The organism is Aquabacterium sp. (assembly GCF_029946005.1).
Taxonomy (GTDB): Bacteria; Pseudomonadota; Gammaproteobacteria; order Burkholderiales; family Burkholderiaceae_C; genus Aquabacterium.
Genome location: NZ_JAQSDR010000002.1, coordinates 141,447 through 162,796, shown reverse-complemented (window position 1 = coordinate 162,796; position 21,350 = coordinate 141,447). Strand labels below are relative to the sequence as shown.

Annotated in this window: 19 protein-coding genes; 8 read left to right on the top strand and 11 right to left on the bottom strand. The window is 61.7% G+C overall.

Annotation, left to right across the window (positions count from 1 at the left end):
- Positions 1–164: 164 nt before the first annotated feature.
- The 8 genes from PSV38_RS01135 to epsF are packed head-to-tail and all read right to left on the bottom strand — an operon-like array spanning position 165 to position 8,664.
- Positions 165–1,187: a glycosyltransferase gene (locus tag PSV38_RS01135; protein ID WP_300543871.1), complete on the bottom strand. Its 1,023-nt coding sequence runs from the start codon at positions 1,185–1,187 to the stop codon at positions 165–167.
- On the bottom strand, positions 1,184–2,341 hold the full coding sequence (locus tag PSV38_RS01130) for a glycosyltransferase (RefSeq protein WP_300543869.1): 1,158 nt from the start codon (positions 2,339–2,341) through the stop codon (positions 1,184–1,186). Before PSV38_RS01130 ends, PSV38_RS01135 begins: the two co-directional genes overlap by 4 nt.
- Positions 2,338–3,612 (bottom strand): hypothetical protein, encoded by a 1,275-nt coding sequence (locus tag PSV38_RS01125; RefSeq protein WP_300543866.1) that lies wholly within the window; start codon positions 3,610–3,612, stop codon positions 2,338–2,340. The genes PSV38_RS01130 and PSV38_RS01125 overlap by 4 nt, the downstream gene beginning before the upstream one ends.
- A gap of 1 nt (position 3,613) precedes the next feature.
- Complete coding sequence (locus tag PSV38_RS01120) at positions 3,614–4,318, bottom strand: exosortase C-terminal domain/associated protein EpsI (RefSeq protein ID WP_300543863.1); 705 nt, start codon at positions 4,316–4,318, stop codon at positions 3,614–3,616.
- A 4-nt stretch (positions 4,319–4,322) separates the two neighbouring features.
- Positions 4,323–5,222 carry an exosortase B gene (xrtB, locus tag PSV38_RS01115; RefSeq protein WP_300543861.1) on the bottom strand — a complete coding sequence of 300 codons (900 nt, stop codon included), beginning with the start codon at positions 5,220–5,222 and terminating at the stop codon, positions 4,323–4,325.
- Positions 5,223–5,226: 4 nt separating this feature from the next.
- Complete coding sequence (gene gmd / locus PSV38_RS01110) at positions 5,227–6,360, bottom strand: GDP-mannose 4,6-dehydratase (RefSeq protein WP_300543859.1); 1,134 nt, start codon at positions 6,358–6,360, stop codon at positions 5,227–5,229.
- Positions 6,361–6,372: 12 nt separating this feature from the next.
- Entirely contained in the window at positions 6,373–7,233 is an 861-nt protein-coding gene (locus tag PSV38_RS01105) for a polysaccharide biosynthesis tyrosine autokinase (RefSeq protein WP_300543857.1), read from the bottom strand.
- Between the two features lie 12 nt (positions 7,234–7,245).
- Complete coding sequence (gene epsF / locus PSV38_RS01100) at positions 7,246–8,664, bottom strand: chain length determinant protein EpsF (protein WP_300543855.1); 1,419 nt, start codon at positions 8,662–8,664, stop codon at positions 7,246–7,248.
- Positions 8,665–8,889: 225 nt separating this feature from the next.
- On the opposite strand from epsF, the gene PSV38_RS01095 reads away from it, so the two are divergent.
- The 4 genes from PSV38_RS01095 to PSV38_RS01080 are packed head-to-tail and all read left to right on the top strand — an operon-like array spanning position 8,890 to position 11,659.
- On the top strand, positions 8,890–9,387 hold the full coding sequence (locus tag PSV38_RS01095; RefSeq protein WP_300543853.1) for a hypothetical protein: 498 nt from the start codon (positions 8,890–8,892) through the stop codon (positions 9,385–9,387).
- A gap of 17 nt (positions 9,388–9,404) precedes the next feature.
- Complete coding sequence (locus PSV38_RS01090) at positions 9,405–10,643, top strand: glycosyltransferase (RefSeq protein WP_300543852.1); 1,239 nt, start codon at positions 9,405–9,407, stop codon at positions 10,641–10,643.
- Positions 10,640–10,957 (top strand): DUF1840 domain-containing protein, encoded by a 318-nt coding sequence (locus PSV38_RS01085; RefSeq protein ID WP_300543850.1) that lies wholly within the window; start codon positions 10,640–10,642, stop codon positions 10,955–10,957. Before PSV38_RS01090 ends, PSV38_RS01085 begins: the two co-directional genes overlap by 4 nt.
- A 27-nt stretch (positions 10,958–10,984) precedes the next feature.
- Positions 10,985–11,659, top strand: a complete 675-nt coding sequence (locus PSV38_RS01080) for a histidine phosphatase family protein (protein WP_300543848.1) — start codon at positions 10,985–10,987, stop codon at positions 11,657–11,659.
- Here PSV38_RS01080 and PSV38_RS01075 read toward each other — a convergent pair.
- Positions 11,545–12,246: a TetR family transcriptional regulator gene (locus tag PSV38_RS01075; protein ID WP_300543846.1), complete on the bottom strand. Its 702-nt coding sequence runs from the start codon at positions 12,244–12,246 to the stop codon at positions 11,545–11,547. The genes PSV38_RS01080 and PSV38_RS01075 overlap by 115 nt on opposite strands.
- Before the next feature lie 135 nt (positions 12,247–12,381).
- Between PSV38_RS01075 and PSV38_RS01070 the strand changes: the two genes are divergently transcribed.
- From PSV38_RS01070 to PSV38_RS01060, 3 genes are read left to right on the top strand one after another with little or no spacing between them, the layout of a single operon-like run.
- Positions 12,382–13,611 (top strand): efflux RND transporter periplasmic adaptor subunit, encoded by a 1,230-nt coding sequence (locus PSV38_RS01070; RefSeq protein WP_300543844.1) that lies wholly within the window; start codon positions 12,382–12,384, stop codon positions 13,609–13,611.
- Positions 13,612–13,622: 11 nt separating this feature from the next.
- Positions 13,623–16,769 (top strand): efflux RND transporter permease subunit, encoded by a 3,147-nt coding sequence (locus tag PSV38_RS01065; RefSeq protein ID WP_300543841.1) that lies wholly within the window; start codon positions 13,623–13,625, stop codon positions 16,767–16,769.
- Positions 16,762–18,258, top strand: a complete 1,497-nt coding sequence (locus PSV38_RS01060; protein ID WP_300543839.1) for an efflux transporter outer membrane subunit — start codon at positions 16,762–16,764, stop codon at positions 18,256–18,258. Before PSV38_RS01065 ends, PSV38_RS01060 begins: the two co-directional genes overlap by 8 nt.
- Here PSV38_RS01060 and PSV38_RS01055 read toward each other — a convergent pair.
- Positions 18,247–18,975: a SapC family protein gene (locus PSV38_RS01055; protein ID WP_300543836.1), complete on the bottom strand. Its 729-nt coding sequence runs from the start codon at positions 18,973–18,975 to the stop codon at positions 18,247–18,249. The two genes, PSV38_RS01060 and PSV38_RS01055, sit on opposite strands and share 12 nt — an antisense overlap.
- A gap of 89 nt (positions 18,976–19,064) precedes the next feature.
- Here PSV38_RS01055 and ubiA point away from each other — a divergent pair, with 89 nt between their 5' ends.
- Positions 19,065–19,949 (top strand): 4-hydroxybenzoate octaprenyltransferase, encoded by an 885-nt coding sequence (ubiA, locus tag PSV38_RS01050; RefSeq protein ID WP_300543833.1) that lies wholly within the window; start codon positions 19,065–19,067, stop codon positions 19,947–19,949.
- A gap of 572 nt (positions 19,950–20,521) precedes the next feature.
- Here ubiA and proC read toward each other — a convergent pair.
- Entirely contained in the window at positions 20,522–21,343 is an 822-nt protein-coding gene (gene proC, locus PSV38_RS01045; RefSeq protein ID WP_300543830.1) for a pyrroline-5-carboxylate reductase, read from the bottom strand.
- Positions 21,344–21,350: the final 7 nt, after the last annotated feature.

Genomic DNA, 21,350 nt, shown 5'->3' with positions numbered 1-21,350 from the left:
GAGGATGCAGTGGACAAGTCCTGCTAGCCCAATGCCGGTGAAAATGAACAATCCGCCCAGGTACACCTCGCGCTCACTGAACAGCAGCACTGCGCAGCCTGCCATGGTCAGGGCGACAGCCTGTGCCCACAGCACCGGGTTGGTGTCAAAAGACAAGCGTGTGTTCATGCGAAAGCCACCTCAAGAACATGGCTGAGCACGCGCTCATTGACATAACCACTGTGTCGGAAACGATTTTGACCGCGCTGAGCCATGGCTTGTCTGCGAGGTTCATTCGACAATAGATCAAGGCACACGTCAGCGCATTCGCGCGCACTGTTCCAAAAAGCGGCCTCCTTCCCCTCCAGGTACAAGAACTGGTGTTCGGTGGTGCGTTCGGCGCACAGCAGACTGCCCAGCGATGGCACTTCAAACGAGCGTGTCGTGTGAAGATCCCGGTTGCCCTGGGATAACAAACCCAGGCTAATGCGCGCTCCCTGGAGAGCATGGGCATAGTCGTCGCCGTGAACCGCGCCGCCTTTCCAGCATGGCTTCAGCACTGGCCATTGGGGGGCCTTTTGCCAGTGTGTGCCCCTGATGGTGAGCGGAATGCCTCGTTCAATCAACTCCGCCAGAAATGGGCCGCGCTCGGGCATCCATGTTCCCAGGAACAGGACGTCGGAGTGCCAGGGTTCGATCTGCTGTGGTGAGGTCTGTCGTGGTGCGTGAGTGACTTCGTCTGCCGACATGAATACACGCAGAACACGCCTCGCTCCCAGTTGTGTTGCCTCGACAACGTTGGCTTCTCGCATCACGATGGCCAAGTCATAGAAGGGCAGGGCCTTGCGGTAAGCCTGAAATCGTCTGCCATCCCGAGGGCCAGTGGGGTCGTCAATGCAGTAGTTGATGACCTTGCCGGCATGTTGGCGCAGCAGCGTAATCACATCGGCGGATATCCACTCGCCGCAGTCCACATGGCACAGATCGAACCGCTGGCCCGACAGCACTGGCTTGAGCTGCCGAAGCAGGTAGCCAGCCCAAAAGCTGCCACCTACCTTCCAGGTAATGCGGTCTGTCCAGCCGGTACTTGGCAGCAGTTTCCTGGGATCCAGGTGGGTGACATGGTGCCCAAGACGCTGGTAGGCCCGTGCCCTGTCAAGACAGGTTCCACTTTGAGTGCCCAGGTAGAGAATGCGAAGCGCACTCATGTCAGCAGGCCCTGGAAGATGTTGGACGCGGCTTGCCCGTAGTCGCGCCAACCGCCCGCGCTTTGCACGCGCATGAGCGCCTTTTGGCTCATGTCCTGGCGAAGATCGGGGCAATCTGCCAGCAATTGCAGCCGCTGGGCGATGGCCTGGCTTTGACGGATGGGCACGATGAAGCCCTCCTGGCCGTCATCAAACAAATCCTGGGCACCGGTGTGCTCCGACCCGATGACCACGCACCCGCAGGCCATGGCTTGGGACAGCACCATGCCAAAGCCATCTTGCACGCTGGGCAGCACCATGGCATGGCTGCGGCTCATCAGCTCCTTGAGCTCGGGTTGGGGTACATGGCCCAGCAGGCGGATGTCATCAGGCCACAGCCGATGGGCTTTCATGCGTTCAATGAACTGCAATGAGGGAACGCCTGCCAGCGTGAGCGATTTGAGCGGATGCTCCAGCATCCGATAGGCTTCCAGCAGATACGGTATGCCCTTGTTGAGGTTCATTCCACCGACATACAGCACATCGAATCGGTGGGCTGCTGGTGTGCCGGTGGGCTTGAACATGTCCAGGTTGACCCCATAGGGCAGCATGCTCAGCTTGTGGGCAGGAACGCCTGCCTGCACGAATGAACGCACACTGAAGCTGGAGGGAACGGTGATGCGGTCGGCTTCCGCATACTCTGCTTCTTCACGCTCAATGACGCGAGGGTCAATGCCTTCAAAGGCGATACCCCAGCGTTGGGATTCTTCTCGCAGCAAGGTGTCTTGCAGGCGGATGTGGGACGAACCCCGGTCGCACACATACTTCGCGCCGCGTGATCGTGCTTGCTGGCCGCTGCGCAGCGCTGATCCAGACAGGCCCACGAACACATCACACTCAGGCATTTGCCGAGCCACATGCGCATCCAGGGTGGTCTTGGCCAGCCACTCCCATTCGCGCACGAGGCGCGCACCGAGCCAATGCCTTTTGGGCATGGCCATGTAGGAGCCCTGTACCCAGGGCCATGTGTGGATCTTGTCGTCGGGCAGTCGCTCGTTGTCCAGCTTGAATCGCGGATACCCCGTGAAAATGGCTTTCAGGGCATGCCTGGAATGAAGTTCTCTGGCCAAGTCAAAGGTGTGAAACTTTCCGGGCACTGACAAGACAACATTCATGATGCTCTGACCAAACGATGAGCAATGAGCCCGCACAAAATCGCAATCACGGCTTCCGCCAGGAACATGCCCAAGCCAATCCCCGCCGCGCCCCAGACTTTGCCAAAGAAGTATGACAAAACGAACGCCAGGCTTGCCGCAAAGAGTGACCACTGCGCCAGACCAATGTGCTGGTTGGTTGCCATCAGCAGCACCCTGGGCACATGCCAGCTTCCGCACACTGCGGCGTAGGCCAGCAGCAAAGCCATCAACACGGGCTCGAAGGGGACGACGCCGTGAGTCCACACTTCCAGCAACAAGGGGCCGCAGACGTAGAGCCCCATGCTCAGAGTGATCGAGATGCCCAACCCAAGCCAGGCCGACCGGCGATACATTTTGGCCACGGCCGGTGCGCCACCTTGGCCAAATAGCCTTGAAAACTCCGCCCACAGGGCGTGGCCGAATGTGCCGGTGACCTGGACCGCCACGCGTGCCACAGTACGGTATGTGTTGAACAGCGCCACCATGGCCGGGCCAAACTGCTGGCCAACCAACAGCGTGATGCCTTGAAAGCTGATGGCATTGGCCAAAGGGAACAGCATGAATGACATAGCGGGCTTGACCATGGATCTGATCTCTGCAAGGCAGGCATGCTGGGTGCCCCACTGCAGACCCTGATTGTTCTGGCGGCTCAGCACACCCATGGCAGTCACCCCCAGCAACCGCGCGCACAACCCCCCCAAGGCCACGGCGGTGAAGCTGCCCCACACCAGCAGCCCCAGCACGAAGCCCGCCCACTCGAAGAAGCGAATCAGTGTGCCCAAGGTGGTGCCCAAGGCGTAGCGACCTGTGGCCTTGAAAATGGCTTCGGCCAAACCACCGAACAAGGCCAACAGAACGCCGCACACCAAGGCCGCCAGGGCCATGCGCTCGTCCAGCGTGTTCAGCCCAGGAATCGGGGCCCACATCACGGCAGGCAGCGACAGCACCGCGAAGCCACTGCAAGCCACCAGCATGAAAACCAGAGCGCTTTGAAACACCGCGTTGGCTTGTGCAACCTGGCCATTGCCCATGGCCATGGTCATGCGGTTCCCGGCGGTTGACACCATGCCCACGTCGGCCATCGACAGGTAGGCTGGCATGGCTGAGAGCATCAGCCACGTGCCGTAGGTGCTCATGTTCCATTGATGGAGAAACAGGGGCAGGGATGCCAGCTGGATGACGATGTTGGTGGCTTGCCCAAAAGCATTGGCCCCCAATGCGGCCACGATCCGACGGATCAAGGGGTTCATGTCAGGTGCCGACACTTCCGATGATGCGTCGTCGACCTTCTGGACTCAGCGAACCCAGCAGGTCATTGATGAACTGGTCTTGCAACTCGTAGGCGCCATCCCGCTTGGTCACCTCGGATACCCGAAACAACATGCCATCCACACGGTAGCCCCGGAGTGCCATCTTGACTCGGGCCAGGTTACGGTCGCGCGAGCCTCGGGCCACCTCATCGCCAACACGAATGAAGAAGGTCAAGGGTTCGGTGCGTCGAGCGCCCATCGTCGTCATCAACTGCACGGATTCGAGAGGGCCAAATTTGGAGGCCACAGTGTGCTCGGTCCGGCTTTCAACCCGGAAACCCTGCGATGGGTAGCAGGCTTCAGGCGTGTGCAGTTGGGTGTCGTTGGCCTGGTCTCGTCCATACGCGATCGACAGCATGATGACGCGCTTGGTTCGCGCATTTCGGTAGGATCTGGCGAAGGTCTCGCTGTAAAGGCGCATGAGATTTTCTTCTTGCACCGGATTGACCATGGTCTTGCCGCCATTCGGGATGGCTTGCCAGTCACCAAACTGCATCGGAATCAGAGTGCTGTAGTGGGGCTCGCCAATGACATCGGCCCAGTACTTTCGGGGCTTGACCATCTCAGCCAAGGCCACCGATCCCAGCATGAAAATCAGGGCTAGGGCCAACAGGTGGTTTTTGATCTGGGATGGCTTGAACAACATCGGATCAATCCTGAGATTTTGCAAAGTGGGTTGATGTCCAGCGAAGCAAAGCATCCAGCGATGTGATCAACCCCAATCCCACCAGAAACAGAACGGCGCCCGCAAAGCCATGCAGAAAGCCTTGGCCTACCTCATCACCAAAGTGGTAGGTGAGCAGCGCCAGGAAGATCACGCGGATCATGTTCGAGGTGAATGAGATTGGCACGATCAGCAAGCCCAGCGTGATATTGCGCAAAGCCGAGGAGTGTCGGGCCACGTTCAAATAGAAGATGCCCATGGCTTCAAGCATGAACAAGGTGCGCATGCCGGCACAGGCATCGGCCACCAGCAGCTGATAGGGGCCGATGTTGATGACCACCCCTGTGTGGGAGATGGGGTATCCGAAGAACCAGAGAATGTTGGTGACAGCAGTGGAGATATGAAGCTTGATGAATTGACTGAAGGGGTCAAGTACAAAGCCGGGAATGGGCACCATGAAGACTAGGAAGAACAGGGGAAATTTTAGTTTTCTCAGCAGGGGTGTGCCCCCCGACAGCAAGACCATGCCAACCATCATGGGAATGAAGGCGAACACCTCGAAATAGATGATGCCCAACGCCCGACCCAGCACAAAAAAGATGCTGCCAATGCCAAGCACGGGCCAAGCCAGCATGGCACCTGTTGCCGGGCCCGTCGCTCCTTTGAACTCACGCCAGCGGGTGATCAGCAGCCACATGGCCACTGCCAACATGATCGGGCCATGGCTGTGTGCGTCTTTGGCCCACAAGCCGGCTTCGTTGTCCCTGAACAGGTCTTGCAAGGTCAATGAAAACATGGCCAACAGGCCCATGCTCAAGACGACGATGTCGGTCGGCAGTGGCAGCCAAGGCTTGGATGACGATGACTCTGTCGAGCCAGCGATCATGGGATTACTCGTGGTAGTCATAAGCTTGGTATCCCGCTGACTTGACGAGGTTGTCACGCTTGGCAGAGGTGTAGTCGCTGATCACCATTTCGCGCACCAACTGTTCAAAAGTGGTCACGGGCGTCCAGCCCAGTTTCTGCTGAGCTTTGCTTGGATCCCCCAGCAGCGTTTCAACCTCTGTGGGTCGGTAGTAGCGTGGGTCCACTTTGACGATCACATCGCCCACCTTGCAGCAAGCCAGTTGTTCGCCATTGACCGGTTCAACCGCGACCACATAGCCAACTTCCTGATCGCCTTGTCCTTCAAAGGCCAGACGCACGCCCAGTTCGGCCGCCGACTGCTCCACAAACTGCCGAACGCTGTACTGCACGCCGGTGGCAATGACGAAGTCATCGGCGATGTCTTGCTGCAGCATCAACCACTGCATCTCAACGTAGTCACGGGCATGACCCCAGTCGCGCAAGGCGCTCATGTTTCCAAGGTAAAGGCAGTTCTGAAGGCCCAGCGCAATGCGGCTGATGGCGCGCGTTATCTTTCGCGTCACGAAGGTCTCACCACGCACCGGGCTTTCGTGGTTGAACAAAATGCCGTTGCAGGCGTACAGGCCGTAGGCCTCGCGGTAGTTCACCGTGATCCAGTAGGCGTACAGCTTGGCCACCGCATAGGGGCTGCGCGGGTAGAAGGGCGTGGTCTCCTTCTGGGGTGTTTCTTGCACCAGGCCATACAGCTCGGACGTCGACGCTTGGTAGAAGCGCGTCTTCTTCTCCAGGCCCAGAATACGGATGGCTTCCAGCAAGCGCAGGGCCCCGATGCCATCGGCATTGGCCGTGTACTCAGGCTCTTCAAAACTCACGGCCACGTGGCTTTGAGCGGCCAGGTTGTAAACCTCGTCGGGCTGCACCTTTTGCATGATGCGGACCAAGCTGGTGGAGTCGGTCAGGTCGCCGTAGTGCAGGATGAAGTTGCGGTTGTCAACGTGCGGGTCCTGGTACAGGTGATCGATCCGGTCGGTGTTGAACAGGCTGGAGCGGCGCTTGATGCCATGCACCTCATAGCCCTTCTTCAACAAGAATTCGGCCAGATAGGCGCCATCCTGACCGGTGACTCCGGTGATCAAGGCAACTCGTTTTTGGGTCATGGTGCTCATCAGTTAAAACTCATTCATCAAAACGCCAGCGAGCTTGACCGAGCCTTTGGTGAGCTGCTTGACCAACTTCTGCAAGTGAGGCGCGGAGCTTCGGTTCTTGCGCCCGATCACCAGCGCTGATCCGCAGTGCGTGGCAATGATTCGCGCATCAGACCCATGGGAGGCCGCGGGGGTGTCGACCAGCACGTAATCGAACTTCTCTTGCAGATCGCAGAGCAAGAGGCTAAACGCCGATTGTTGCAACAGTTCGACAGGGTTGGGGGCATCTACACCGGCGGGCAATAAGTACAGATTGGGCAGGTGGCCCACAGGCTTGATGACGTTGGCTTCGGCGCGTCCTGCCAGGATGCTGGTCAACCCGGATCCGGCGTCAACCCCGAACAGCTTGTGAAGGCGGGCTGCGCGCAGGTCGGCGTCAATCAGCAAGGTGCGTCCTGGCAACTGGCTGAAGGCCACGGCCAGATTGGCTGCGATGAATGACTTGCCGTCGCCCACGTCGGGGCTGACCAACGCCAGGGCACTGCGGGTTCCGTGGCCACTCATCACGGACATCAAGAGCTGTGATCGCAAATCTCGGAAGGCCTCCACCTCTTCGCTGAAGGGATCGTTGGCCACCACCAACTCTTCGTTGAGGGTTTGCTCTTTGGTCGGGGTGTAGGGGTAGTGAAATTGCTGTGACAAGGCCCAGACAATGTCTTCCGGCCGAGCCAGACCCAGGGCCACGATGGCATCGCCAAAGCGGACTTTGTGTTCGTGCTGATAGTCGAGGGCCTGCTTGACCTGGTTGGTCGTGAGCCCTTTGGTGGTGCGCAGGATGTCGCCGAGTGAGGCGTCCACTTTGACGTCGCGTTCAGGTGCATTCATGGTGTGCGTTTCTTATCTGCCCAGGGCCTTGAGGCCGACGGGAGGCAGGTGAAGTCGGCGGGGCAGCTCCGTGGCTTTCTTTCGGCTCTTGAAGGCGGGAATCAATCCCACGGCAGGCAGATTCGTGAGTGTCTCGATCTCGTTGAAAGTGCGCAGACGCCGGTCTTTTCGTTCCATCAGAAGCGCGGCCATCAAGGCCAGCACGGCGCCCGCCAGCGCGCCCAGACCAATGTTGTTGAAAACGCGTGGGCCTGAGGGAACTGAGGGGGCCGTCGCGTACTCCAGTGCGGCCACGTTGTCCAGAAAGGCCTGGCTTTCCAAGTTGGTTGTGTTCTGGCGCAGCACCACGTTTTCATAAACACGTTGGGCATTGTCGACATCTCGCTGCAGCATGGCGGCCTGGTCGCGCACAGCCTTCATCTGGAGCACTTTGTTGCGCTGTGCTTCCAGCGCAATGCGGACCTGGCTTTCTCTGGAGACATTGACCGAGTTGCTGATGCCAAAGCTTTTGCTGACGCGCTGCACTTCGGTGTCGAGCTTCTTGCGCATGTCGGCAATGCTGTTGCTCAACTCCTTCACCTGGGGGTGTTCATCGCCCAGCTTGGTGCTGAGCAGTTGCATCTGGTTTTCTTGTTGTGTCAGATTGCTCTTGAGCGTGCTGACAAGCGGGTTCATCATCACGTCTTGTGTTTTGTCACCTTGCGCGTTGACGGCGGCCTGCCGGCTGCCTGAATCGGCCACTGCGGCTTGCATCTGCACTTGTTGGCTGGACAGCTCATTCAAGCGGGCCATCTCAACGTCCAGGCGTTCGTCCGTGACCACCAGTCCCTGGTCTTGCTGAAACTTCGACAGCTTGGCCTGCGCCACTTCAAAATCTTCGCGCAATTGCTTGCCGTTGTTGTTGAAGAAGCGGGTGTACTGCTTGGCAGGCTCTGTGCGCAGCTGCTGGTTGACCTCAAGGTAGGCCTTGATGAAAGCGTTGGTGATGGTGGCCGCGAACAGAGGGTCAGCGCCGGTGAAGGCCACGTTGATCACGTTGGAGCCCCGCGATGGATGCACCTCCAGAGAATGGCGAAACAGGTCGGCCAGCCAGCCTTTGAAGTCCCCCACGCCTTTGGTTGATTTCAGCCAGTTCTCACGCAGAGAAGAGATCTCGTAGAGCTTCAAATCCGACACCACCTTCAGCGCCACCCGCTGACTGGTCATGACGTCAATCTGCGTCATCAGATAGCTGGGTGATGCAGCGCCTGACAGCACCATGCCAGCAATGGGATCGGGTGACTTGATGTCAACGATCACCGAACCTATGGCCGTGTAGTCCTTGGCCTTGAGCAAGGTCTTGGCAGTGACCGCTCCCAACACCACCAGGAACACGCTCAAAGCGAGGATCCAGCGTGCTTTCAGGATGGAAAATATTTGCTCAAATGTCATTGGTCTCTCCAATGATCACGAGGGATACGGCGTACGGCATGTCAGTCAATCAAAGTGGTCCGAACGGAGTGTAGAAATCTTCTGTGACAGTTCTTCCAGTCTTGATCAGTGAGGATGCTTGCTTGATCACGGTGTTGTCACAGTCCATGGGTACGCTTGGTCTCCATGTCAAATGGTCTAGCTCTATCCGCGCCAAATCGCTCTTTTCGAGTGAGGCAGTTCTTGGTGGTTCTGACTGCCATTTCCCTGTGTGGCTGGGTGGACTACTTCACGGGCTACGAGGTGTCGGTGTTCGCCGTGTATGCCTTGCCCATCATCTTGAGCGTGCGATCCTTTGGGCTCGTGGGTGGGTGCCTGTCGGCATTCCTGTGTTCCCTGGTCTGGATCGCCGCCGATGTGGGGGCGGGTCACCAATATGCGCAGTGGTGGGTGGTCTACTGGAATGCGCTCCATCGATTCATTTTCTTTTTGTGCGTGGGGGTTGGCTTCCACTACACGCGAGCGGCGCTGGGGGCCCAATCCCGCTCCTCGAGTGCCTTCGCTGGTCCCTTGCCTGTTTGCACCCAATGCCACCGTATTGGGGCGAAGGATGGTCATTGGCAAAGGTTAGAAAGCTATCTTTGCGAGCATGCCGGGGTGCAGCCTTTGCCCAAAGTCTGCCCTGACTGTGCCCGTGAAAGCTATGCCAAGGCGGGCTTCATTGAGCGCGCTTCCAATCGCTAAGAACAGGCCTTCGCTTCATGTCATTTCGCATCCTCCATTGCATTTCATCGGTCAACCCCGTGGGAGGTGGGCCCATTGAAGGTGTCAAGCAGTTGTCTGCGGTCAACCAGCGGCAAGGGCACACGGTCGAAGTGGTCTCGTTGGATGACCCGGACAGTCCGTGGGTCAAGAACTGCCCCATCAAGTGCCACGCCATGGGCTCGTCAGGCGGCGGGTACCGCTATTCGGCCAAGCTGGTGCCCTGGCTTCGCCAGCACCGCAGCGACTACGACGTGGTCATCGTCAATGGCATCTGGGAGTACCACTCCTTCGGAGCTTGGCGTGCGCTGCAAGGCTCGCCCACACCATACTTCGTGTACACGCACGGCATGCTGGACCCCTGGTTCAAGCGCACTTACCCACTCAAACATCTGAAGAAGTGGCTTTATTGGCCCTGGGCCGAATACCGCGTGTTGCGTGACGCCACCGCTGTGCTGTTCACCTGTGAAGACGAACGCCGCCTGGCCCGCCAGTCCTTCTGGCTCTACAAGTGCGACGAGTACGTGCTGAACTACGGCACCAGCGCCCCCGTGGGCGACGCCGAAGTGCAACGCCGGGTGTTCCTTGAGCGATTTCCGCACCTGGTGGGCAAGCGCTGCTTGTTGTTCCTGGGGCGGGTGCATGTCAAGAAGGGGCCGGATCTGCTGCTGAACGCCTTTGCCGCCTTGCTCAAGCGCCTCCCCTTTGATCAGGCCAGGGACTTGCACATCGTCATGGCCGGCCCGGCCGATGATGCCTATGGGGTGGAGATGAAAGCCTTGGCCACCTCGCTGGGGCTGGAGCGCCACATCACCTGGACTGGGATGGTGTCGGGCGACCTCAAGTGGGGCGCGTTCCACAGCGCCGATGCCTTCATCCTGCCTTCGCACCAAGAGAACTTTGGCATTGCCGTGGCCGAGGCACTGGCCTGCGCCGTGCCGGTGCTGATCTCCAACCAGGTCAACATCTGGCGCGAAGTGCAACAGGCGGGTGCCGGCCTGGTGGATTCGGATGACCTGCCGGGCACTCAGCGATTGCTGGACCGTTGGGTGCAGGCCGAACCGGCTGCCTGGGCGCAGATGAAACGCGACGCCCTGGCCTGTTTCAACCAGCGCTTCGTGATCGAACGCAGCGCCGAATCCTTCATCAAGGCCATGGAGATTTATGGTCTGCGTCGGCATGTGCCGGCCAGGGTTTTTGTCAGTGGGGCGCACAATGAAGTCGGAGGTACCTCATGACATTCAAATTCAAATCCCAAGCCACCGGTGACCTGCTGATGCTGACCGCACACGCGCAGGCCTTGTTGCACCACATCGGCAAGTCGTCCGACCCCAAGGGCATCCTGACGCCGGAAGAGATGCCGGCCGCGCTGGCCGCGCTCAGGTCTTTACCCTTGGATGAGCTCTCCGAGGAGGGCACGTCAGCGAAGCAGGGCGGTGACGACGAGCAGCCTGAGGCCGATGCAGTGGACCTGCGCCGACGCGCCTGGCCCCTCATTCAGATGATCGAAGCTGCGCACGCGGCCAAGGAGGCCATCGTCTGGGGTGTTTGACCGGCCAACTCGGGCATCATGGGTGACATGAGCGATCACATCACCCGCCTGCTGGTCATTCGCCATGGCGAAACGGCCTGGAACCTGGAGGCGCGCATCCAGGGCCACACCGACATCCCCTTGAACGAGCATGGCCGCTGGCAGGCTGAGCGCCTGGCGCTGGCCTTGTCCGATGACGGACTGGACGCGCTCTACACCAGCGACCTGCAGCGCGCGCGCGACACCGCGCAGGCCGTGGCGCGTGCCACTGGCCTGCCCTTGCGGTTGGACCAGGGCCTGCGTGAACGCAACTTCGGCCGCTTGGAAGGCATGACCCAGAACGAGGTCGCCTTGCAGTGGCCCGAAGAAGGCCGGCGCTGGCGCGAGCGCGATCCCAGTTATGGCCCGGAAGAGGGCGAGACCTTGCAGTCGTTCTACCAACGCTGCATTGACACCGCCGAGCGCCTGGCCCGCTTGCACCCTGGTCAAACCGTGGCCCTGGTGGCCCATGGGGGCGTGCTGGATTGCTTTTACCGTGCCGCCAACCACATCCCTTTGCAGGCGCCGCGCACCTGGACGATTGGCAACGTCAGCATCAACCGCCTGCTTTACAGCCCTGAGGGCTTCAGCCTGCTGGGCTGGGCCGACACCCGGCACCTGGACGATGAAGTGGGCCTGGACGAGACCAGCGATGGCGCTGTGGCCTTGAGCCCGGACAAGTAAAGGTCGATGGCCTGTGCCCCGGTGCGGGTGAGGTGGAAGAGTTTGTCGTCCAGCATCCAGGTGTTGATCAAGCCGCTCACCAGCGCCTGCAAGCCCACGGTCATCACGCGGGCGCTGGGTTGGGCGGCCACCAGGCCCAGCTTCTGCGCGCGCTTCAGTGCCGTTTCCAGGTGAGCTTGGCAGTTGAGGTGCACCCTCACATGGCGGGCACGCACATCGCTCAGCTCGTCCACGTACTCGACCTTGTTGACCGCGATGCCGATCACACGGCGTGTGCGGGGCTCAGTGGCGATGCGCCTCAAGGCGTCCATCATGGCCGCACGAACCTGCGCCAGCGGGTCTTCGGTGGCCTCTTGTCCTACTCGGCCGATGGTCTCTTCGATGGGCGAGGTGCTTCTGTCCATCATCGCGTTAAAAAGAGCGGCTTTGTCCTTGAAGTGCCAGTAGATGGCGCCACGGGTCATGCCTGCCGCCTGGGCAATGTCTTGCAGGGATGTTCGCGAGACGCCTTTGTCCGCAAAGACAAGTTCGGCGGCATCGAGTAGTTGTTCTCGCGTCAACAGGGCGTCTTCTTTGGTGCGGCGCATGGGGCGGTGTCCGGTTTCATAACGTCAGTCAAATCAATGTGATTGATTGTGACCGATTTCATTTCATACATACAAGAATGTATGTATAGTTGCCAAATTGATTGACCAGACAAGTATTTTTTGAAGAGGTGATCCATGGCGAGCCATGACAAGGGAATGATTCAGCGCAGCAGCGCGTGGGCCGTGCTGGCCGTGACCGCCTCCCTGCTCGCCGCTTGCGGGCCCAAAGCGGCAGCGCCTCCCGCAGCACCTGGCGGTGGCATGCCACCGGCCCAGGTGGGCGTGATCACCGTGCAACCGCAAACCGTGCCCATCATCACCGAGTTGCCAGGTCGGCTGGAGGCTTCGCGCATTGCGCAGGTCCGTGCCCGCGTGGCCGGCATCGTGCAGCAACGAAACTTTGTGGAAGGCTCCGATGTGAAGGCTGGGCAGGTGCTGTTCCAGATCGACCCGAGCAGCTTCAAAGCGGTGCTTGACAGCGCGCTGGCTTCGCAGGCCAAGGTCGAAGCCAACTTGAACCAGGCCACGGCCTTGGTGGGTCGCTACCAGCCGCTGCAGGCCGCCAAGGCCATCAGCCCGCAAGAGTTTTTGAACGCCCAGGTGGCGCAAAGCCAGGCGCAAGCGGATGTGGCTGCGGCCAAGGCCGCCGTGCAAACCGCGCGCATCAACCTGGGTTACGCCACGGTCACCGCGCCCATCTCGGGCCGCATTGGCCGGGCGCTGGTCACTGAAGGCGCGCTGGTTGGGCAGGGCGATGCCACGCAACTCGCCTTGATCCAGCAAACCCATCTGCTGTATGTCAACTTCACCCAATCGGCGGCCGAGGTGCTCAAGCTCAGGCAGGCCATGGCCCAAGGCAAGCTCAAGCGCGCCGGTGGGCAAGCCGCCAGCGTGCGCGTGCTGCTGGACGATGGCACCGAGTACCCATTACCCGGCAAGCTCTTGTTCTCTGACCTGAGCGTGGACAGCACCTCGGGTCAGGTGTCACTGCGCGCCGAGGTGCCCAATCCCGACGGCGCCTTGATGCCTGGCCTGTACGTTCGCGTGCGTCTTGAGCAAGCCCAGGTGGATGGCGGCATCTTGCTGCCCCAGCAGGCGGTGACCCGATCAACCCAGGGCGACACGGTGATGGTGGTGGGTGCCGATGGCATGGTCAAACCCCGCCCGGTCAAGCTGGGTGGCGCCAAGGGCAACCAGTGGGTGGTGCTGAGCGGCTTGAAGTCTGGCGAGCAGGTCATGGTTGATGGCTTCCAGAAGATGATGAATCCCAAGGCGCCGGTCAAGGCCGTGCCCTGGCGGCCCACGGCGGTGCCGGGTGCCGCGCCGGCCCCTGCGTCTGCGCCGGATGCAGCCGCTTCGCGCTGAGGGAGCCTGACATGCCTCGCTTCTTCATCGACCGGCCCATCTTCGCGTGGGTGATCGCCTTGTTCATTGTGGTGTTTGGCGGTGTCGCCATCACCCAGTTGCCCATTGCCCAGTACCCCACGGTGGCGCCGCCTTCCATTGTGATCAGCGCCACTTACCCCGGTGCGTCGGCCAAGACGCTGGACGACAGCGTGGTCAGCGTCATCGAGCAGGAGCTCAACGGCGCGCCAGGTCTGGCCTACATGGAATCGGTCAGCCAGGCCAATGGCACGGGCTCTATCACCGTGACCTTCGAGCCCGGCACCAACATCGACCTGGCCCAGGTGGAATTGCAGAACCGCTTGGCGCGTGCCTCGCCGCGCTTGCCGGCGGCGGTGACGCAGCAAGGCGTGAGGGTCGACAAATCGCGCAGCAACTTCTTGATGTTCGTGATGCTGTCGTCCACCAACCCGGAGCTGGACCCCGTGTTCCTGGGTGACTACGCTTCGCGCAACGTCATCCCCGAGTTGCAGCGCGTGCCCGGCATTGGCCAGGCGCAGTTGTTTGGCACCGAGCGTGCCATGCGCATCTGGGTGGACCCGGCCAAGCTGGTGTCCTTCGGCCTGACCGCCGCCGATGTCAACAACGCCATCAGGGCGCAAAACACCTTGGTGCCCGCGGGTGGTATTGGCGAGCGGCCCAACATCGTGGAGCAGACTGTGGCAGCCACCGTGGTGGTCACCGGCCAGTTGGCCAACGTGGAGCAGTTCGGCAACATCGTGCTGCGCGCCAAGACCGATGGCGCCGTGGTGCGCATGCGCGACGTGGCCCGCATCGAACTGGGCGCGCAAACCTATGGCACTTATGCCCGCCTGAACGGCAAGCCCGCCAGCGGCATTGGCCTGCAGTTGTCGCCCACCGGCAATGCGCTGCAAACTGCCGAAGCTGTGCGCAAGCGCATGGCCGAGCTCAAGCAGTACTTCCCCAAGGGCGTGGACTTCTCCATCCCCTACGACACCTCGGGCTTCGTCAAGATCTCCATCAGCCAGGTGGTTGAAACGCTGATCGAGGCCGTGGCGCTGGTGTTCGTGGTGATGTTCATCTTCTTGCAGAACCTGCGCTACACGTTGATCCCCACCTTGGTGGTGCCGGTCGCGCTGCTGGGCACCTTCGGTGTCATGTCGGTGGCGGGTTTCTCGATCAACGTGCTGACCATGTTCGGCATGGTGCTGGCCATCGGCATCCTGGTGGACGATGCCATCGTTGTGGTCGAGAACGTCGAGCGTCTGATGGCGCAAGAAGGCCTGTCGCCACTGGAAGCCACGCGCAAGGCCATGGGCCAGATCAGTGGCGCCATCGTCGGCATCACCGTGGTGCTGGTGTCGGTGTTCATCCCGATGGCCTTCTTCAGTGGCTCGGTGGGCAACATCTACCGGCAGTTCTCGTTGTCGATGGTGTCGTCGATGCTGTTCTCGGCCTTCCTGGCCTTGTCGCTGACGCCCGCCTTGTGCGCCACCTTGCTCAAGCCGATCCCCGAGGGGCACCATGAAAAGCGCGGCTTCTTCGGCTGGTTCAACCGCCGTTTCACCGCCACCACGCATGGTTATGAAAGCTCGATCGCCAAGCTGGTCAAGCGCGGTGGCCGCATGTTGATCGTGTACGCCGTGTTGGTGGGCGTGGTGGGTTGGTTGTATGTGCGCATGCCTTCGTCCTTCCTGCCCAGCGAAGACCAGGGCAACCTGATCGTCAACGTGCAGTTGCCGCCGGGTGCCACCTCCAACCGCACCGAGACCGTGATCGCGCAGGTTGAGAACTACTTCCTCAAGCAACCGGAGGTGCAGTCGGTGGTCGGTGTGGTGGGCTTCAGCTTCTCCGGCTCGGGCCAGAACGCCGCCCTGGCTTTCGTGACCCTGAAAGACTGGGACGAACGCAAGGGCGCTGGTCACTCGGCGCAGGACCTGGCGGGCAAAGCCTTTGGCTCGCTGATGGGCATCCGCGATGCCTTCATCTACCCGCTCAACCCGCCGCCGATCCGTGAACTGGGCAATGCCACCGGCTTCTCGCTGCGCTTGCAAGACCGTGCTGGCCTGGGCCCAGCTGCCTTGCTGGCCGCGCGCAACCAGATGCTGGGCATGCTGGCGCAGAATCCCAAGGTCACCGGGGTCCGCCCCGATGGCCTGGAAGACGCGCCGCAGTTGCAGGTGGACATCGACCGCGACAAGGCCAACGCCCTGGGCATCGGCTTCGACGCGATCAGCGCCACCTTGTCCACGGCGCTGGGCTCCAGCTACATCAACGACTTCCCCAACCAGGGGCGTCTGCAACGCGTGGTGGTGCAGGCCGAGGCCAAGGACCGCATGCAGGCCGACCAGATCCTGCAGCTCAACGTGACGAACTCGCAAGGCCAAAGTGTGCCGCTGTCCTCGTTCGCGACCACGCGCTGGATCACCGGCCAGATGCAGGCGGTGCGCTACAACGGCTACCCCGCCATGCGCCTGTCGGGCGACGCGGGCAAGGGCTTCAGCACGGGCCAGGCCATGGACGAGATCGAGACCCTGGCCAAGCAGTTGCCCCAAGGCATCGGCATCGAATGGACCGGCCTGTCGCGTGAAGAGAAGTTGTCGGGCTCGCAAGCGACCCTGCTGCTGGGCTTCTCGCTGCTGGCGGTGTTCCTGTGCCTGGCGGCCTTGTATGAAAGCTGGACCATCCCGCTGGCGGTGCTGCTGGTGGTGCCGCTTGGCTTGCTCGGCTCCTTGCTGGGGGCGTCGTTCCGCGACCTGCCCAACGACGTGTACTTCAAGGTGGGCTTGATCACCATCATGGGCCTGTCGGCCAAGAACGCGATCCTGATCATCGAATTCGCCAAAGAGCTGCACGACAAGGGCATGGGCCTCATCGAGGCCACCTTGCAAGCCTGTCACCTGCGTTTCCGCCCCATCATCATGACTTCGCTGGCCTTCATCCTGGGCGTGTTGCCCCTGGTGCTGGCCAACGGCGCAGGTTCAGCCGCGCAGCGCGCCATCGGCACGGGCGTGATGAGTGGCATGATCGCGGCCACGGTGCTGGCGGTGTTTTTCGTGCCGGTGTTTTTTGTGGTGGTGATGACGTGGCTCAACAAGGGCTCCAAACACCCCAAGACCCCCAACGCCTCCGAGGCAGAGGTCGTCCCTCATGACTAAATTCACTGCTGTCAAATCAACCCTGGCCCTGGCGGCCATCCTGGCCCTGGGCGCCTGCTCGCTGACGCCCAATTACCAGCGCCCCGATGCGCCGGTGGCCACCGACTGGCCTCAGGCGCCGGTTGCTGCCGCTTCTGCGGCTGATGCCGCGGCGGTCCAGGCCACGGAGCTGCCCTGGAGCACCTACTTCCCGGATGCCCGTCTGCAGGGCCTGATCCGCAAATCGCTGGAGAACAACCGCGACCTGCGCGTGGCCGTGCTCAACATCGAGCAGGTGCGGGCCCAGTACCAGGTGACGCGCGCGGACCAGTTGCCCACGCTGAACGCTTCGATCACCGGAACGCGCCAGCCTTCAACGATCGCGCCTTACCCGGTCACCACGGTGGCCCAGGGCGGCGTGACCATCACTGCCTTCGAGCTGGACCTGTTTGGCCGCTTGCGCGCGCTCAGTGCCGCTGCCAGCGCGCAACTGTTCGCCACGGAAGAGGCCCGCAAGTCCGCTCACATCAGCCTGGTGGCTGCGGTGGCCAACACCTACTACGCCATCTGGGCCGACCGTTGGCAGCTGGCCCTGGCCGAGCAAACCTTGCAGGCGCGCCAAGGCTCGATGAAGCTGCAGCAACTCAAGTTCGACAACGGCGTCCTCAACGAGCTGGATTTGCGTTCGACGCAATCGGTGCTGGAAGCCGCGCGCATCAGCCGTGCGCAGGCGCAGCGTCAACTGGCGCAGGACACCAACGCCCTCAACCTGCTGCTGGGTGAGACCGCCCCGGCGGACCTGCTGCCGCCTGCGCCTGTGCTGCCCACCGCCAGCGCCATGGAAGACCCGCAAGCCGTGTCTGCCCTGGTGCGTGATGCCTTGTGGCCCGGTTTGAGCGAGCTGCCCGTGGGCTTGCCGTCCGAAGCCTTGCTCAAGCGGCCAGACATCGCGCAGGCCGAGCAACAGCTCATCTCCGCCAACGCCAACATCGGCGCAGCCCGGGCCAACATGTTCCCGCGTATCAGCCTCACGGCCAGCGCCGGGGTGGTCAGCGATTCGCTGTCGGGTTTGTTCAGCGATGGCCGCAGTGCCTGGAGTTTCTCGCCTGGCGTGGTGCTGCCCATTTTTGACATGGGCCGAAACATCGCCCTGGTCGACAGCGCCAAGGTCAAGCGCGACATCGCCGTGGCTCAGTACGAAAAAGCGCTGCAAAGCGCCTTCCGTGAGGTGGCCGACGCCTTGGTGGCGCGCAGCAGTTTTGCCGACCAGGCCCAGGCCCAGCAAAACCAGACCGATGCTGAAGCAGCCCGCCTGCGCCTGGCCACCTTGCGCTACAGCAGCGGTGTGGCCAGCCAACTGGATTTGCTGGACGCACAGCGCAGCCTGTTCGCTTCGCAGCAGGCCTTGATCTCAGCGCAACTGGCGCGCCAGCAGGCCCACATCACGCTGTACAAGGCGCTGGGTGGTGGCTGGACGCCGCCGCCAGAGCAACAATCGTCAGTTCGTTAACTTCCGGATCAAGCGCGCGCCCAGTTTGTTGACGTTGTTCAATGACAGCAAATGGGCGTGGATCCAGCCCAATGCGCCGTTGTTGAACAGCTCCTGCACGGTGTCCGGCGACAGCTTGTGCAGTCGGTCTTCATCGACCACCTTGAAGCCGTTCAGCGTGATGTGCTGCTCGGCCAGCTTGAAGTCGATGTTGCGGTCCACCAGCAACTCCAGCTCAACCAGGCGCTTGGCAAACGCCGTGGTGCGCTGCATGTCGTTGTGGAAGTCCATCAGAAATTTCTGCAACTGCTGCAGGTAGGCTGTGTCTTTACCTTCGGCATCGAACAGAGCTTCGCCGTCGGTGGCGTTCAGGCCGTCAAAGGCTTCATCCACGCACACCGTCAGCTGCGTGCTACCGGGTTGCTCGGCCAGCACAAAGGGATAACGGCGGATGAAGGCGGGTACGTAGCAGTGCATGTCCCAGGCGCCATGGTCGTCGACCAGCAGGTTTTCCTTGTCGCGCAGGCCTACCACGGACACCAGGGTGTGCTGATCGCCCGTGGCCACGAACACGCAGGGAAAATCCAGCGCAGCCAGCGGCAGCTCGGTCACGGCCAGCAACACGGAATTGGTTTCGCGCGCAAAGTTCAGCTTCTTGTCGCTGGCTTTGACTCGCAGATGGCGGTGCTGCTCTCGGTTGACCGGCACCAGCTTGTCGTACATCAACAAAGTTTTCATGGCACATCCCTTTCGGTGGGGCCAGGATCGGCCCGTGGCAGATTATGGTCAGTTTCAATGACGCCCCAGTGTCGCGATAATCCCATCCTGTGAACACCTCTGGTTTGCCCCTTCCCCGATCGCGCTGGTCGCTTTACCTGGACCTGATCCGCTGGAACCGCCCGCAGGGTTGGTTGCTGCTGCTGTGGCCCACTTTGGCCGCCTTGTGGTTGGCTGCGGGTGGCTTTCCGGGTTGGCACCTGCTGCTGGTGTTCACCTTGGGCACCATCCTGATGCGCAGCGCGGGCTGCGCCGTCAACGACGTGGCCGACAAGGACTTTGACCGCCACGTGCAACGCACCGCCCAGCGGCCGGTGACCAGTGGGCAGCTGTCGGTGAAAGAGGCCTTGGCGGTGGGCGCGGTGCTGGCCCTGGTCTCGTTCGCCCTGGTGCTGACCACCAACGCGCTGACCATCGCGATGTCTTTCGCGGCGCTGGCCATCACGGTGATCTACCCCTTCACCAAGCGTTTCGTGTCCATGCCGCAGGCCGTGCTGGGCGTGGCCTTCAGCTTTGGCATCCCCATGGCCTATGCGTCGGTGGGCGATCACATCCCGGCGCAGGCTTGGTGGTTGGTCGTGGGCAACCTGGCTTGGGTGCTGGCCTACGACACCGAGTACGCCATGGTTGATCGCAACGATGACCTCAAGATCGGCATCCGCACGTCGGCCATCACCTTGGGGCGTTTCGATGTCATCGGGGTGATGGGCTTTTATGCGCTGTGCATCGGCTGCTGGGCCATGGTGGGCCATGAGGCTGGGCGCGGCGTCTGGTATTTCGCAGGCCTGGCGGCGGCTGGCTTGCAGGCTCTTTGGCACGGTTGGTTGATCCGTCGGCGTGACCGGGAGGGCTGCTTCAAGGCTTTCCGGCTGAACCACTGGTTGGGTTTGAGCGTGTTCGTGGGGTTGGTGCTGGACAGTGCGCTGGCGGGCTGAGTTGGCGAGCTTTGGCTGGGAGCGCGAGGCGGGGATGAGGCGGTGGCTGGCAGGGCTCCTATGGTGGCGGTCCACCGCTTCGCGATGGACTTCTCTGCGGTGCTCGCCTGGGGCGGGGATCGTCCGAAACTCGCCTTCGGCTCAAACAACGGACGATCCTTTTTCCGCCCCAAGCTGCGCTCCTCGACGCCCCCGAAGTCGCCCTGCCAGCCACCGCCTCATCCCTGATCGCCTCGCTGGTGGCGTGGCACGAAAAAGAACCGTGCTGCGCCACCAGCGGGGCGAAACAAGGGCTGGGGCGGCATCCGGCGGGGCGCCTGGCTTGGTGCTGAGAAGCACAGCGCCGAGGTGGGCGCGCGATAGCGCGCCTCGTCATCTGACTGGCCGTGGTTGTTTGAGCGCAGCGGCCAAAGGCCGCGCAGCGAGTTCCACGGCCCCACCTCGGCGCGAGCATCGCAAGGCAGTCCCGCTTTCAGCGGGACCACCAAGCTGAAGCCCCGACGGATGCTGACCCAGCCCTCGCCCCGCGTTGCACCGATCAAGCGCTCAAAACGTCGTCGGCCAACCCAGCTTCAGCGCCCGAACTCGTCGCCCAACTCGCCCGCCCTCTGTTGCGCGGCGCGCATGGCCGACACGAAGGCGGCCTTCACGCCACTGGCCTCCAGACTGCTCAGCGCCGCGTAAGTGGTGCCACCTTTGGACGTGACCCGCTCGCGCAGCACCGAAGGCGGCTCAGTCGATTGCGACGCCAAGGTTGTGGCGCCCGCAAAGGTGGCCAAGGCCAAGGCGCGACCTTGCTCGGCATCCAGGCCCATGTCCGCCGCCGCCTGCACCATGGCCTCGATGAAATAGAACACGTAAGCCGGACCCGAGCCCGACAGCGCCGTCACGGCGTCCAGGTCGCTTTCCTGTTTCACCCAAAGCCATTGGCCGGTGGGCGCCACCATGTCCTGCACGGCCTGCTTTTCTGCCTCGCTGACCTCGGGCCGGGCAAACAGCCCCGTGATGCCTTGCCCGACCAAGGCCGGGGTGTTGGGCATCGCACGCACCACGCGCGGAGTGCCCAGCAGCCGGGCCATGTCGCTGGTGCGCAGACCGGCCATCACGCTGTAATGCAGGGCCTGGCTGGTGTGGGCGGCGCACGCGGCCGCCGCGTCCTTGAACTGCTGCGGCTTCACCGCCCAAACCACGGTGGACACGGTAGACAGCGCCCCGTCGGGCAAGGGCAGGGCAGTCACGCCCAGTGTTTGCTGAAGTCGCAGGCGTTGGTCTTCGCTGGGGTCGATGACCAGGATGCCGCTGGCCGCGCGTCCTTGCCGCAGCAGGCCGCCGATGATGGCGGTGGCCATGTTGCCGCCGCCGATGAATGCGATGTCAAAAGAAGAAGTGCTCATGGGGCGT